At 62.6% G+C, this 14,120-nt stretch carries 15 protein-coding genes; 5 read left to right on the forward strand and 10 right to left on the reverse strand.

What is annotated here, in order from left to right; translation table 11 throughout:
- Positions 1-6 precede the first annotated feature (6 nt).
- The 4 genes from Q9Q94_RS10030 to Q9Q94_RS10045 all read right to left on the reverse strand — a co-directional run bounded on the left by Q9Q94_RS10030 (position 7) and on the right by Q9Q94_RS10045 (position 3,851).
- Positions 7-1,272 (reverse strand): RsmB/NOP family class I SAM-dependent RNA methyltransferase, encoded by a 1,266-nt coding sequence (locus Q9Q94_RS10030; RefSeq protein ID WP_305979924.1) that lies wholly within the window; start codon positions 1,270-1,272, stop codon positions 7-9.
- 154 nt (positions 1,273-1,426) lie between these two features.
- Positions 1,427-2,488, reverse strand: a complete 1,062-nt coding sequence (locus Q9Q94_RS10035) for a DUF3108 domain-containing protein (RefSeq protein ID WP_305979925.1) — start codon at positions 2,486-2,488, stop codon at positions 1,427-1,429.
- A gap of 9 nt (positions 2,489-2,497) precedes the next feature.
- Entirely contained in the window at positions 2,498-3,139 is a 642-nt protein-coding gene (gene purN / locus Q9Q94_RS10040) for a phosphoribosylglycinamide formyltransferase (protein ID WP_305979926.1), read from the reverse strand.
- A gap of 43 nt (positions 3,140-3,182) precedes the next feature.
- On the reverse strand, positions 3,183-3,851 hold the full coding sequence (locus Q9Q94_RS10045; protein ID WP_305979927.1) for a DedA family protein: 669 nt from the start codon (positions 3,849-3,851) through the stop codon (positions 3,183-3,185).
- Between the two features lie 19 nt (positions 3,852-3,870).
- Between Q9Q94_RS10045 and Q9Q94_RS10050 the strand changes: the two genes are divergently transcribed.
- Positions 3,871-4,104 carry a hypothetical protein gene (locus tag Q9Q94_RS10050; RefSeq protein ID WP_305979928.1) on the forward strand — a complete coding sequence of 78 codons (234 nt, stop codon included), beginning with the start codon at positions 3,871-3,873 and terminating at the stop codon, positions 4,102-4,104.
- 216 nt (positions 4,105-4,320) lie between these two features.
- Here Q9Q94_RS10050 and Q9Q94_RS10055 read toward each other — a convergent pair whose 3' ends face one another.
- Both Q9Q94_RS10055 and Q9Q94_RS10060 read right to left on the reverse strand, forming a co-directional pair.
- The gene (locus Q9Q94_RS10055) at positions 4,321-5,568 is read right to left on the reverse strand and encodes an OmpP1/FadL family transporter (protein WP_305979929.1); all 1,248 of its coding nucleotides are present in this window, start codon (positions 5,566-5,568) and stop codon (positions 4,321-4,323) included.
- 491 nt (positions 5,569-6,059) lie between these two features.
- Entirely contained in the window at positions 6,060-7,424 is a 1,365-nt protein-coding gene (locus Q9Q94_RS10060) for an MATE family efflux transporter (RefSeq protein WP_305979930.1), read from the reverse strand.
- A 240-nt stretch (positions 7,425-7,664) separates the two neighbouring features.
- On the opposite strand from Q9Q94_RS10060, the gene Q9Q94_RS10065 reads away from it, so the two are divergent.
- The 3 genes from Q9Q94_RS10065 to Q9Q94_RS10075 all read left to right on the forward strand — a co-directional run bounded on the left by Q9Q94_RS10065 (position 7,665) and on the right by Q9Q94_RS10075 (position 10,350).
- Positions 7,665-9,023, forward strand: coding sequence for a hypothetical protein (locus Q9Q94_RS10065; RefSeq protein WP_305979931.1), 1,359 nt, complete (start codon positions 7,665-7,667; stop codon positions 9,021-9,023).
- 143 nt (positions 9,024-9,166) lie between these two features.
- A complete protein-coding gene (locus Q9Q94_RS10070; protein ID WP_305979932.1) occupies positions 9,167-9,943 on the forward strand; it encodes an SDR family NAD(P)-dependent oxidoreductase in 777 nt (258 codons plus the stop codon).
- A 14-nt stretch (positions 9,944-9,957) separates the two neighbouring features.
- On the forward strand, positions 9,958-10,350 hold the full coding sequence (locus Q9Q94_RS10075; protein WP_305979933.1) for a VOC family protein: 393 nt from the start codon (positions 9,958-9,960) through the stop codon (positions 10,348-10,350).
- Positions 10,351-10,468: 118 nt separating this feature from the next.
- On the opposite strand, the gene rnhA is transcribed toward Q9Q94_RS10075, so the two are convergent.
- Together rnhA and Q9Q94_RS10085 are read right to left on the reverse strand one after the other, a co-directional pair.
- Complete coding sequence (rnhA, locus tag Q9Q94_RS10080; RefSeq protein ID WP_305979934.1) at positions 10,469-10,942, reverse strand: ribonuclease HI; 474 nt, start codon at positions 10,940-10,942, stop codon at positions 10,469-10,471.
- Positions 10,943-10,979: 37 nt separating this feature from the next.
- A complete protein-coding gene (locus Q9Q94_RS10085) occupies positions 10,980-11,711 on the reverse strand; it encodes a class I SAM-dependent methyltransferase (RefSeq protein ID WP_305979935.1) in 732 nt (243 codons plus the stop codon).
- A 26-nt stretch (positions 11,712-11,737) separates the two neighbouring features.
- On the opposite strand from Q9Q94_RS10085, the gene gloB reads away from it, so the two are divergent.
- The gene (gloB, locus tag Q9Q94_RS10090; protein WP_305979936.1) at positions 11,738-12,511 is read left to right on the forward strand and encodes a hydroxyacylglutathione hydrolase; all 774 of its coding nucleotides are present in this window, start codon (positions 11,738-11,740) and stop codon (positions 12,509-12,511) included.
- Between the two features lie 146 nt (positions 12,512-12,657).
- Here gloB and Q9Q94_RS10095 read toward each other — a convergent pair whose 3' ends face one another.
- Positions 12,658-13,056 (reverse strand): response regulator, encoded by a 399-nt coding sequence (locus tag Q9Q94_RS10095; protein ID WP_305979937.1) that lies wholly within the window; start codon positions 13,054-13,056, stop codon positions 12,658-12,660.
- Positions 13,056-14,006: a diguanylate cyclase gene (locus Q9Q94_RS10100; RefSeq protein ID WP_305979938.1), complete on the reverse strand. Its 951-nt coding sequence runs from the start codon at positions 14,004-14,006 to the stop codon at positions 13,056-13,058. The genes Q9Q94_RS10095 and Q9Q94_RS10100 overlap by 1 nt, the downstream gene beginning before the upstream one ends.
- Positions 14,007-14,120 lie beyond the last annotated feature (114 nt).

Consider the following 14,120-nt stretch of genomic DNA (forward strand, 5'->3'; position numbering starts at 1 on the left):
CAGTCCTCAGGCAATCCGCTCGAACACCGCTGCGAAGAAGCCATCGGTGCCGTGGGTCAGCGGGTCCAGCCGCAGGCGCTCGCCGGTATCCAGCGCAATCTTGCTCTGCGCCAGCACTTCGTTGGCCGGGACTTGTCTGTACTCGGGATGCGCAGCCAGGAAGGCGTCGACGATCACATCGTTCTCCACTTCCAGCAGCGAACAGGTGGCATACACCAGGCGCCCGCCCTTCTTCACCAGACGCGAAGCCGAGGCCAGAATGCTGCCCTGCTTCTCGGTCAGTTCGATCACGCCGGGTTCGGTCTGGCGCCACTTCAGATCCGGATTACGGCGCAGCGTACCGAAGCCGCTGCACGGCGCGTCGACCAGCACGCGATCCATCTTGCCGGCCAGACGCTTGATGCGGGCGTCGTTCTCATGATCGATCGCCGCCGGATGCACGTTGGACAGGCCGGCACGCGCCAGCCGCGGCTTGGCCTTCTGCAGACGTTTCTCGGATACGTCGAAGGCGTACAGACGCCCGGTCGAGCGCATCAGCGCGCCCAGCAGCAGAGTCTTGCCGCCGGCACCGGCGCAGAAGTCGGCCACCATCTCGCTGCGCTTGGGCGCGACGAGGAAGCCCAGCAGCTGCGAGCCTTCGTCCTGCACCTCGATGCTGCCATCGAGAAACAGCGGATGCTTCTGCAGCGAGACCTTGTTTTCCAGGCGGATGCACAGCGGCGAATACAGCCCGGCGCTGGCGGCAATCCCCTCGATCTTGAAACGCTCCAGCACCGCGTCGCGCTCGACCTTCATCGGGTTCACGCGCAGATCCAGCGGTGCCGGGCGGTTGAAGGCACCGGCCAGTTCGAGCAGACGCTCTTCGCCGAATTGCCCGGCCAGCCGCGCCGCGAGCCAGTCCGGCATGTTGGTGCGCTCGCCCAGCGTCGTCGGCGTCCACGCCGCGGCCTTCACCTCGGCGATCCAGTCCAGCTCGTTCTTCGACAGCAAGGGCGCCAGCATGCGCTGTGAGTAGCCCTCGACGCGGATCAGCCAGGCCAGCACGAGCTTGCGCGCCCGCACCGATTCGCCGACGATGGCCTGCACCTGGCGCAGATTGCGCAGCACGCCATACACGGCTTCGGCGATGAAGGCACGGTCATGCGCGCCGGCATTGCGATTCTGGCGGAAGAAGGAGGACACCACGCTATCGGCGGGGTACTGGAAACGCAGCACGTCTTCGAGTACATCGGAGGCGGCTTCGAGCTGAGCGGAGGTAATGTTCGTAGTCATCCCGCGATTATCCCATTTGTGCGGGGTTTGCCGCCAATCAATTCCCATCCGTCACGGGTTCAGGCGGCAGAACAGCCGCAAGCAGCCCCGCCGCGGGGTGACCGGATCATGCAAGCTCTGGGCACGCGAGCGCCAAAAGGAGTTTCAAAGGGCGTTAATGCCCCTCCGCCACATCCTTCGTCCGCGCCAGCAAGACCCCGTCGATTTCCACTTCTGCCGCCTTCAGGTCGACCACCAGCCCGCCCAGTTCGATGCGAATCCGCGCGGGCGCGTTGCGCCAGGCCGGTGCCAGCCAGACCTCGATCAGGGTTCCGTTGTTGGCGCGCGTGGTGAAGCGCCGCGCCTCGATCTGCCCGGCAGGCAGGCGCAGATACTCGCGGCCGGCAGCCACCAGCACCGAATCAGCCACCCAGAAATCACCCACGACGAAGAACGCGGCCTTGTCCAGCGTCTCGTCCAGCGTCATCAGCAGTTGCGGCAGCGCCGAAATCGTCACCGCCAGCCCCTTGATCTGGCGCTCGCGCGTATCCGCCCCGCGCTGCATCATGACCTTGCCACCCGCCTGATCGATGAGGCTCGTGGAATGCTTGCTCATGCGCTGATCGCTACTGGTCTCACTGATGATCTGGCTGCCCGCCAGGCGCCCGGTCGAGCGGAAATCCAGCGCCGTATCCGGCCCGGCAAGACCGGCTGAAAGACGACTCTGGAAACGTTCGCCGTCATGCTCCCAACTGGCCTGACCATTCGCATTCAGCGCAATGAAGCCCCCCGCCGTGCCGCTATAAAGCACCCGCCCCTGCCTCGGCAAGCGTTGTGCGACGTGCCTCTGCGAGGAGGCATCGCCAGCAGCCGCGCTGGCCGTGGCTGCTGGCGAAGACTGCCCGGAGAAGTCCGCCACAGGCGGCTCTGCAGGCAGGCTCTGAGCAGGCTCGGGCGTTTCAGGTGCGGCAGGCGGTTCAGCCGCAGCGGTTGTGTCAGGCGGCAGGCGGGCGGTCGGCGCATCCGCCGGCAAGGGCGCCGGCGCCGGTCGTGGCCGCCGTTTGGGCGTGCCCGCCGCAGACTTCGCAGCAGGCGCCGGCGGCGCACTCAGGGTAGCTTCGAGGCGCGGCGCCTCGGCGGGCATTTCAGGCAGATTCCAGCCCGGCGCAATCAGCCCGGCCAGATGCAGGGCCAGCGAGCCCAGCAGGGCGACGGTCAGCGGGCGCGGGCGTCGCACGGCCTCATCTCATGCGTCCACCGGTGGCACGCACCAGCCTTCCGGCCCGCTCTGTGCGTCACGCAGCGTCACCCGGCCATTCTCGACGATCAGCCGCTCTTCCACGAACCAGCGCACCGCCTGCGGGTAGATGCGGTGCTCCTGCTTCAGCACGCGCGCCGCCAGAGCCTCTTCATCATCGCCCGGCAGCACCGGCACCACGGCCTGAGCCACGATGGGGCCGGAATCCAGCTCGGGCGTCACGAAATGCACCGTGGTGCCCGCCACCTTCACGCCCGCCTCGATGGCCCGGCGATGCGTGTGCAGGCCGGTGAAACACGGCAGCAACGAAGGATGGATGTTGAGCATGCGTCCCATGTAACGGCGCACGAAACCATCCGTAAGGATGCGCATGTAACCGGCCAGCACCACCAGATCCGGCGCAAAGCGGTCGATCTCGGCGGCGAGCGCGGCATCGAACTCGTCGCGCCCGGCAAACAGCTTGTGATCCAGGGCCACGGTTTCGATGCCGAAACCACGGGCAATGCTCAGTCCTCCGGCGTCCGGCCGGTTGGAAATCACCGCCGCGATGCGCGCGCCGGGAATGCCCGCCCGCACGATGGCTTCCATGTTGCTGCCGCGACCGGAGATGAGGATGACGATGTTTTTCATGATTTCAATTCAGGACTCGATTCGGGCCAGTCGGGCCGGCAGCTTACTGCTGCGCGGCGGCCTTGCGGCTGCCCAGCCAGGCAATGAACACCGGCAGCATCGACACCACGATGATGCCCACGACAAAGAACATCAGGTTGTTCTTCACGAAAGGAATGTTGGCGAGGAAATAGCCGGCAAAAGTCAGCGAGAAAATCCAGATCGCGCCGCCCAGAATGTCCAGCGGCAGGAAGCGGCGGTAACTCATCTCGGCAACGCCGGCCACGAAAGGCGCAAAGGTACGGATGATGGGCATGAAACGCGCAATGATGATCGTCTTGCCGCCGTGCTTTTCAAAGTAGCCGTGAGTCTTGTCGAACGCCGCACGATTGAAGAAGCGCGAGTGCTCCCACTTGAAGACGCGGTGCCCGAGGCTGCGACCGATCCAGTAATTCAGGTTGTCACCCAGCACGGCCGCCACAAAGAGTGACGTCGACAGCAAGGTGATATCCATGCCCCCGGCTGCCGCCACCCCCCCCGCGACAAACAGCAGCGAGTCGCCCGGCAGGAAGGGCGTCACCACCAGCCCGGTTTCGCAGAAGATGATCGCGAACAGGATCACATAGATGTAACTGCCGTATTCGGCCACCAGCTGCGGCAGGAACCTGTCCAGGTGCAGCACGATGTCGAAGAACTGCGAGACCAGTCCGATGAATTGCGCGAAGAGTTCCATACGATGGCAAAGCCTGAAGGTGCGAGGCCGCCATGATACCGGAGCGCTGCCGCAATTCGCGCCAGCCATGCAGAATGTGGCGCAAACCTCAGGGCAAGGACACGGCAGGCGTTTCGACGACGAAGAGAGCCGCAACCTCGAAGACCGCCGCGGCAACCGCATCCCCGGCGGCGGCCAACGCGTGAAGTGGTTCCGCGCCGGCTTTGATACCGTCGACATCAGCGCCTGCGACAGCCTCAAAAACGGGACTTAGGACGAAGCCCCCTTTTTTCGCCACCGCGATCACCGTCGGTCGCGTTGCAACGCACGGTGAAGGAGCAAGCTGCAGTTCGCGAAGCCGAGGAAAGATCATACGAAATCAGTTCAAACCCGACACCATTAATTATCTGCGCTGAGGCCTTGGCTCCCCATAAACACAAACGGGGACTCCCGCAAAGGAGCCCCCCGTTCCGATGTCAGACAAGCCAGATCAGAAGCGCGCGGAGTATTGCACTCCCAGCAGGATGATGTGCCCCTTATAGGTACCCTCCACAATCCCTTGGGTCGAAGTGCTGGCGTGAATCCGGTCTTTCGGGATGTGGATGTAAGTCAGCCCCACATCAAGCGCCGACTGTTTGGTCGGGTTCCATTGCGCGCCGGTGGAATACCAGTAGCCATTGTTGTCCGGCAAAGACACCCGGCGTTCTTCTTCGCCACGAACAGGGCTCTGGTCGTAGGCCACCCCGTACTTCCACTTCCACTGATCACTGAGCGTGCAGGTGCCGCCCAACGCCACGCGCCAGGTGTCGCGGAAATTCGCATTCAGCACCTGAACAACCGAATTGTCACCCCGCTTGACCAGCACCTTGTCGAGCGTGCTCCAGTTGGTGCGAGAGATATCGCCGAGCATCGTCCAACGCTCGTCAAGCTTCTGGGAGACGCTCAGGGTGAAGGTGTCCGGCAAGGCCATATCGACCTTGGCAGCAGAGCCCGCCGCAACCGCCGGTGTGCTGGAGAAAAGCGTTCCTTTCAGGTGATGGATCACGCGTGAACGATAGGCGAAGCCGATGTCCGTCGATTCGCTCGGCTTGTAGGTCAGCCCGGTATTCCACCCCCAGGCATCGCCTTCCACGTCCAGTTTGATGTCTGTGTTCTGGAAGGCCGAATTGACTGTCGCCGCAGCGCGCGCATATTGCGCCGCCATCCGCTGCCAGTTCAAACCCAGTCCAAACGACCACTTTTCGTTTGCCTTATAGGCTAGCGAAGGGTTGATGTTGTAGGTCTCGATATCAAAGACCTTCGACTGGAAGCGCCCAACCCAATCACCGCTATATTCGGTGTGCAGGCCGAAAGGCGAATTCATGCCGATCCCGGCAACCCATTTGCCATCAATCTGACTCGTCACATACAGGTTGGGCAGTTCAAAAAGACTTCCCGCATCGCCGCCATCCGACCCCGTATAAGCCGGGGTGTTTCTGGAACCGTCGTTCTTGAATTTGTAGCTCGGCTTCACCAAGACCAAACCTGTCGACACGTTACTGCCTTCCAGCCTGGTCATGGCGGCAGGGTTGAAATACACCGTGCTGGCGTTCTCGCCGACAACCGCAGACCCCGCATACGCGTTCCCGAGCCCGCTGGCGTTCTGTTCCTGCAACTGGAACCCCGACGCCTGCGCAGCCCCCGCAACCAAGCCCAGACCAACCGCGGCCACTGCCCTGGCCATGACTTCTTTCTGCATGCAACGCTCCCTGTCTGCCCTCATATGCCGGGCTGCCTACCTGCTTTTGGGCCAGGCCACACAGCCCGCTTGCACCCCTTCCCAGAACATAACAACGATCATCCTTGACGACAAACCCATTTGGGTTATTCGTTTTGAGAAAAATCAACATTGACATGATAAACACTTGGAGGCCGAAGACCGGAAAGCGTCCTCTCGAGGGAAGGATTGGGCGTCATTAGCCTTGTCTCCCCGTCTCCAACATGAGCCTGCCCACTAGAAGAAATGCTCTTGAGCTATTTGACGTTTCACGAACGACGGCCAAGTGCTTCTCAGCTGCCTCGTGGATCAGGATGTCTGGAAACTCTAGTTGTATCCACATAAACATGACTCGTATTGGATACCACGTACGGCGCAATAAAAAACAGGGCGCACTGCGCCCTGTCCCAAGAACCGCCCCCCGCCTTCGTCTGCAGGCAAGCATCCTGAAGAAACCCGCCAGTCGCGGCTCTTCAGCCTGCCTGCATATGCGCAAGAATCCGTTTGCGCGTGCGCCGGGCGTAGGGAACCCAGCCCAGCGACACCCAGCGAGCGGCCATGGCGAGGCCGCGGCAGCATTCGTCCGCGGCATAACCGATCCAGATACCGACCAGCCCCCAGCCCATATACACGCCGAGCAGCCAGCCCAGGCCGACGCCGAACAGGAACACCGACACGGCGCTGACCTTGACGGGGAAGCGCGCATCACCGGCTGCACGCAAGCCGCTGGTGACGACGATGTTGAACGCGCGGCCGGGCTCCAGCACCAGTTCGACGAGTACGATCAGGCCCACCAGGCGCAGGATCTCGGCGTCACTGGTGGCTCGCGCCACGGCCAGCGGCGTAAAAATGTAGCTCGCCAGCGTGCACGTCACCATGATCGCCATGCCCCAGGCCATCGCCTGCCACAGCACACGATTGCTACGGTGCAACTGGCCAGCGCCGACGTGGTGGCCGACGACGATCTCGGTGCCGAAGCCGACCGAGTTGGTGAACAGGGTGACGAGTTGCACCGCCTGGAACACGTAGGCATGGGTGGCCAGCGCGGCCTTGCCCATGCTGGCGACCATGGCGACACTGATGATGAAGCTGACGCGGAAGGCGACCTTCTCGCCCGCACCGGGCAGACCGATGTGCAGAATGCTGGAAAGCGGCCGCCAGCGCAGCCGCAGCCAGTCCGGCAGGTGGATATGGATATCGAGCTTGCGGCTCCACACCCGCCAGGCGAGTGCAATCGCCAGCATGCGGGATAGCGCCATCGCCACGGCCAGCCCGTTCAGCCCCCAGCCCGGCCAATCCCCCACACCCAGCATCAGCGGCACCGAGAGCGCGACCTGCACCAGGTTCATCACCAGCACGATTTTCATCGATTCGCGCGTGAAGGTGTAGGCGCGCAAGGTGGCAATCATGGTCATCGACACGGCATCGAAGAGCAGTGCCACGCCGAGCGCCTGCATGTAGGGCATGCCCAGCGGCATCAGCTCGGCCGGCAGGTGCATGGCGGCCAGAATCCAGTTTGAGTCCAGCGCCAGCAAGGCCAGCGTGGCCAGCCCGACCCAGCTGGAGGCGGCCAGACCGGCCTTGGCAACCTGATGGGCACCGGCCTCGTCATTCGCGCCATGATGCTGGGTGACGACCACGCTGGTGCCGATGCTGACCACGCGAAACAGGATCTGGAGCGCCCCCAGGATCTGGTTGACCAGCCCATACGCCGCCACCGCGCCGGTCGAGATGCGACTGGTGAGCCACAGGCCGAACAGGCCCATCAGCACCATCAGCAGGTTTTCGACAAAGATCGGCCAGGTGATGGCGAAGAGGCGGAGTTTGTTTGCAGACATGGCGGGATTTTAGCGTTACCCGGCAAAGTTGTCTGACAAATATTCAGTTTCGGACGGAGGGCAGAGAGGCCCCGCAAGCAGCTCGGGTGAGGCATCGCCGAGCTCCCGGGATTGCCGAAAGGCGGCAGCGTTTGATCCAGGCGGAGCAACTTCTGCATCAGAGGTGCTGTAATGCGTCGCGCACGGCTTAGCAAGCGCACGCGTCGCCGCCTCCATGACAAAAAACTACAGGGAGATCTGATGAGATTCAGGGTTTATGTTTTTGCGCTGTGCTTTGTCGTGTCGATCTTGTGGATTGCGTCCGCATCCGTCAGCAAGGATCAGCCTGTGCCCGCAACGGCTGACAGCACGGCAAGCGATACCGTGAAAGAGGTTGCGTTCGCGCAGCTTGAACAGGACGGCGTTTTCCCCGAGGGCAAGATCCATTTCGATGAATGGGCGTGGAGCGGAGCCTTTTTGCCCTTCAAGCACTGGGGCCGCTACTCGGCGTATCTGCCCTTCATGACGCCTGAAAATTACCTGAGCGACGAGAAAACCGTACGGATTCTCTATGCAGCCGATTTCAGCCAGGAAGCCAAGGAAGCCGACCTCGAAAAGCTGGTCGAGTCGATCGTACCCACGGAGCTGGAGGGCTGTGCGAAATCCCTGAGTGATGATGATGTTTTCAAGGAACTGGTGCGTGCGGGCTTCACCGTCAAGATGCCGATGATCGTCGTTTCTGCCTGTCCGGAGTACTCAGAGCCGGTAGCTGGAAAAGGATCGCCGGGGCTTTCTGTGCCGTTCCTGCTGGGGATAACCTGCACGCTCCTCTGGCTATTCGGAGTCTTCCGTTTCATTCAGGTCTTCCGCGCACATTACCTGTCGCGCAGGCGCGAGATTGGCGAAAGTCTCGACAACCGGATTGTCCCGGCTTCCGTATCGGTGAATGAAGGCGTGCGGGCAGCCAAAACCGGGCTCAGGCACTGGTCACTGCTCAAGGAGTCATTTCTGGATGCCGTCTGCCACTACGCACCATCGATGATGACGGCACGGCTTATCAAGACAGCCATCCCCAAGGAGTTTGCGAAGGTTTCGTTTGGCGTGTTCAGGGAGATGAATCAGGCACGACGCGAGGGGCGCTTCAAGGGCTATCTGGTCGAAAGGTTGCGCGACCCTCTGGCTTCCTCCATCAATATCTATGCTGCACTGATTGCGCTGCAGATCCTTCTGGCAAGAAGTCTGGCCGAATTCATGGCGCTGACAGGTCTGGGCACCTTCATTCTTTCGTGGCATCTGGCAACGCGTCGCTGCGGTCTGCGCGCACGCAAGGGCTTTTCGGCTGCGTTCTGCCTGAATTTCGTCACCATGAGCGTGATTTCCCTGGCCGTTGAGTTCGCCGGCAAAGAAGGTGTTTTGCTGAAACTGCCTTTTTTCAGCGAGTATGCAAAAGTCGTTTATTTTGATCTGCTGAGTTTCCCGTGGGTGTTGCTCACGGCGATTGTTGGCTATGCGGTTGCAGCCTTCATCTTCCGTTTTGGAATCCTGTTTTTCCGTGACAAGGTTGAAGTCAGTCTCGGCGAGCAGCGGGTTTCACTGTCTGACAACGAGAAAAAGGAGTAGGCCAAGGCCTGTTGCCACGCAGACATCACGCTGAAGCAACGGGCCTTGATCAATACGGTCAGGCGGACGACCATGCTTCTCGTGGTGTACTGCTTGCATGCAAGCTATCCTTGTCTCCCCCAAAATTTTTTCAGGAACACTCCATGTTCAACGATCTCAAAGGCAAGCGCGTTCTCATCACCGGTTCCACGATGGGCATTGGCCTTGCTGCGGCGCAGGCCTTCGCCCGCTGTGGCGCGAAAGTCGGTATCAACGGCCGCCATGCTCCGCAGAATCTGGACGCCCTGCTCGGCGCCATGCGCGCGGACGGTGGCGAGGCCGAATTTTTCGCGGCTGACCTGTCTGTCAGCGCGGCCTGTACCCAGCTGGTGGCGGATTTTGTGGCCCGCTTCGGCGGCATCGATGTGCTGATCAACAACGCAGGCGGGCTGGTCGGGCGCAAGGCGCTGACCGACATCGACGATGATTTCTACAAGGCGGTGGGCGATCTGAACATGCGCTCTGCCCTCGTGTGCACGCAAGCCGCCCTGCCCCATCTGAAGGCGGCAGCCGCCGCCAGCGGCGAGACCAGCGCGGTGATCAGCGTCGGTTCGATAGCCGGCCACACCGGCGGCGGCCCCGGCGCCTCGCTGTACGGCGCGGCCAAGGCCTGGCTGCACAACATCCACAAAAACTGGGTGGATTACCACACGAATGATGGCATCCGTTTCAACATCGTCTCGCCCGGGGTGTTCGATACAGCCTTTCATGCCGACAAGAGCGAAGAAGTGCGCCAGCGCATTGCCGCCGGCATCCCCATGGGCCGTTTCGGCCAGGGTGCAGACATCGCGCCGAGCTTCCTGTTCTTCGCCTCGCACGCCTGCAGCGGCTACATCACCGGGCAGATTCTGGATGTGAATGGCGGCCAGCACATGCACTGAACGGGAAGACGAACATGCGCATCGAACACATCGCCCTGTGGGCGCGCGACATCGAGGTGCTGCGCGATTTCTACGTGCAGCACTTTGGCGCGCAAGCCAATGCCCGCTATGAAAATCCGGCGAAACAGTTCCAGTCGTACTTTCTGAGCTTTGCCGATGGCGCACGGCTGGAGCTGATGCAGCGGCCGGATGTGTTCGACCGCCCGCCGGCCTTTCCGCCCCAGCAGTTCATCGGCTACGCGCATCTGGCAGTCAGCGTCGGTTCGGAGGCAAACGTCGACGCGCTGACGGCTGAGCTGGTCGCGGCGGGGATCACCCGCCTGGACGGCCCGAGGCGCACCGGCGACGGCTATTACGAGAGCGTGGTGCTGGACCCGGAAGGCAACCGGATCGAAATCGTGGCCTGAAGACGCGCCAGCAGCAAGACGCTACAGGCAGGCATGCCGCACCGCCGCGCAGGTATTGCCTGACAGGCTGAGCATGCTGGAGAAGTCCGCTGCATGCGGCTTTCCAGCACATCTGCGTTCAGGCGGCCGTTCCTGAAAACTCCACCGGTTTACCCGCCTTGCGCGCGGCATCCACGCCCTGGCGGGCGAGTTCATCGCAGCGCTCGTTTTCGGTGTGACCGGCATGGCCCCTGACCCAGACCCACTCGATCCGGTGTCTGGCGGCCTCGGCATCGAGTTGGCGCCACAGGTCTTCGTTCTTCACCGGTTCCTTGCTGGCGGTCTTCCAGCCGCGCTTCTTCCAGCCCTGCAGCCACTCGCTCATGCCCTTCACGACGTACTGTGAGTCCGTATGAACCCGGGCGGCCAGCGGGCGCTTGAGCGCTTCCAGCGCGCGGATCACGGCGAGCATTTCCATGCGGTTGTTGGTGGTCGCGGGCTCGCCGCCCCACAGTTCCTTCTCCACGCTGCCGGCGCGCAGAATGGCTCCCCAGCCGCCGGGGCCGGGATTACCGGAGCAGGCTCCGTCGGTAAAAATCTCGATCTGTTCCATGAAAACTCGAATCAAATTGGAAAATGCGCCGTGCGACTTACCACTCGCGCGTTTTGTGGGTCACCGGCACCATGGCTTTCTTGCGTGCCCTCTGCTCGCGCCATTTCGGCGTGATCAGGCGCATGCCCTGCACCCGTTTGACCGCCTGCAGAATGTACGCCCCGCCGGCAATCGGCCAGCCGTGGGCGCCGAGGGATTCCATGAATGACCAGCGGCGCAGCCACACCGCGCTCGCGGCGGGCGGAGCATAACAGCCAAAGCCGCCCGCGCGGGATTCAAAACCCAGCAGGCTGAGCCAGTCCTTCAGACGCGGCACCGACAGGTACTGCCCGCGCCAGGGCATTTCACCCAGATTGCCGGCCAGCGCGCGGCGCAGGCCCCACATGCTGAAAGGGTTGAAGCCGGTGATCACCAGATGGCCTTCAGGCACCAGCACGCGCTCGACTTCACGCAGCACCTGATGCGGATGCGCGGCGAACTCCAACACATGCGGCAGCACGATCAGGTCCAGGCTCTGCGTGGCAAACGGCAACTCCTCGGCCAGCAGATGCAGGCCGGCGGCAGGCTCTTCCGCCTCGCGACAGGCGCCTGCACACAGGCGGTAAGGCATGCGATTGGCGCGCAGGAAATCATGCCCGCACAAGCCGATCTGCACCGCGTTGAAACCGAAGATGTCGGCCACCACCAAGTCGACACGCTGCTGCTCCCAGGCCAGCAGATACTGACCGCGAGGCGTGCCTAGCCATTGCGCAAGATTGGTGATGGACATGCTGTGGATTCCGTAGAATGCCGGTCATGAAAACCGACTTCCGGATTGTTCCTCTTTCCGCCCTGCGCGACAACTACATCTGGGCCCTGATCGAAGGCGCGCGCTGCGTGGTCGTCGATCCGGGTGAAGCGGCGCCGGTGCTCGCTTTCCTTGCGGCGGAGAAACTGAGCCTTGAGGCCATCCTGCTCACTCATCGCCACGCCGATCATCAGGGCGGCGTCGCGGAACTCCTCGCCCACCGCGCCGTGCCGGTCTATGGCCCTGCCAGCCCGGCCATGCCGCAGGTCAGCCAGGTTCTCGTCGATGGGCAGGAGCTTGCGCTCGACGGCTTCAGCCAGCCCTGGCGCGTGCTGGCCGTGCCGGGCCACACCGAAGAGCACATTGCCTGCCTGTGGAATGGCGCCCTGTTCTGCGGCGACACGCTGTTTGCCGCCGGCTGCGGGCGCTTGCTCGGCGGCACGGCACCGCAACTGTTCGCCTCGCTGCAGCGTCTGGCTGCCCTGCCCGCAGAGACGCGCGTGTACTGCGCCCACGAATACACCCTCTCGAATCTGGCTTTTGCCGCGGCGGTTGAACCGGACAACCTGCAGATCAAGGCGCGACGCGCGTCTTGCGAGACCCTGCGCGAAGAAGGCCGCTCCACGCTGCCCTCCAGCCTGGCCGAGGAACGGGCCAGCAATCCCTTCCTGCGCTGCACCGAGCCGGCCGTCATCGCGGCCGCTGAAAAGCACGCAGGCCACGCATTGCGTGGCCCGCTGGAAGTTTTCACGGCATTGCGCCAGTGGAAAGACTCGTTTTGAGTGCCGAGTGAGGTGGCTGAAGAGCCGCTTCCGACAAGGCTTTCCGGTGCACCTGCTTCAAGACCCTTGCCGGGCAAGGCGCTTCCGCATGCCTGCCTGAAGAAGGCCGCGGGAAGCGGCTCTCGGGCACGCAAGGTGCGGCCGCTTCAGTCCTGCTTTTTGCGCCCCAGCGCCGTTTCCACGGCGGCAATCACCTTGGCGCCATTGAAGGGTTTGACCAGATAGCCGCGCGCGCCCCCGGAGATCGCTGCCTGCACCGTATCGCGGTCCGTCGAACCGGTCACCATCAGCACCCGCGTGTCGGGCATTTCGGTCTTGATCTGGGCCAGCACCTCGATGCCGCTCATGTCCGGCATCATCACATCCAGACACACCAGCGACGGACGCAGCTTGCGGATCAGGGCCAGACCAGTGGCGCCATCCTTGGCTTCCGCCACGACTTCGATCCCCTCGGCACGCAGGATCGCGCGCAACATGGCACGCGTGGTGTCGTTGTCATCAATGATGATCAGGCTGACCCCGGCGAAACGGCTGTAGGTACTCATCACAACAGATCCTCACTGGCCAGCAGCACACGATTCCGGCCGGCCTGCTTGGCACGGTACAGCATCGCATCGGCATCCGCCACCAGTTGCTCGGCTGAACCGTTCTCGCGCCGGGGCACCGTACAGGCGACGCCGACACTGATCGTTACCCGCCCCAGCGGCACGCCGGCGTGCGGCATGGCCAGCGCTTCAAGCGACTGGCGGATGTCCTCGGCGACGCGCTCGGCGCCGGCCAGCCCGGTGTCCGGCAGAATCACGGCGAATTCCTCGCCACCATAACGCGCGACCAGATCGGCTGGGCGGCGCACACAATTCTGCAGCACCCGGGCGACCGACTTCAGGCATTCATCACCTGCCGGATGTCCGTAGTGATCGTTGTACTGCTTGAAACAATCCACATCACACATCAGCATCGACATGGGTGCGGCGCTGCGCACGCCACGCGCCCACTCGCGCGGCAGAAATTCATCGAACTGGCGCCGGTTGGCAATGCCGGTCAGGGCATCAACGGACGACAGGCGGATCAGCTCGCGATTGGCTTCATCCAGGCGCCGCGTCAGCACCACCAGCGAGTAGCGCATCTGGGCAATGCGCTGCATGGCGCGAACCTTGGCGGTCAGCACGATTTCCGAGATCGGCTTGAGCAGGTAATCATCGCCACCGACCGCAATGCCACGCTCCAGATCTTCGTCATTGGTACGGGCGGTCAGAAACAGGATCGGCGTCCATTCTCCGTCGCGTTCAAGCTGACGGATGCGCTTGGCCGTTTCATAGCCATCCATGCCGGGCATGAGCACATCCAGCAGCACCAGATCAGGCCGATGTTCCTTGAACATCTCGATGCCGGTGGCGCCGTCGGTTGCCGACAGGGGTTCAATACCGATCTTGCGCAGCTGGGCGCAGATCACGGCCATGCTGGTCAGCGTATCGTCGATCACCAGGGCTTTCATCGGGGGCGGTACTTCCTCAGTTCAATTGTTCCGGCCACAGCGCCGGTACGTGTCAGACACGACGCTGACCGTCATGCCACAAGGGTATTCTTCATCTGTTTTCGGCCAGATGGC

The organism is Uliginosibacterium sp. 31-16, from assembly GCF_030730865.1.
Classification (GTDB): Bacteria; Pseudomonadota; Gammaproteobacteria; order Burkholderiales; family Rhodocyclaceae; genus Uliginosibacterium.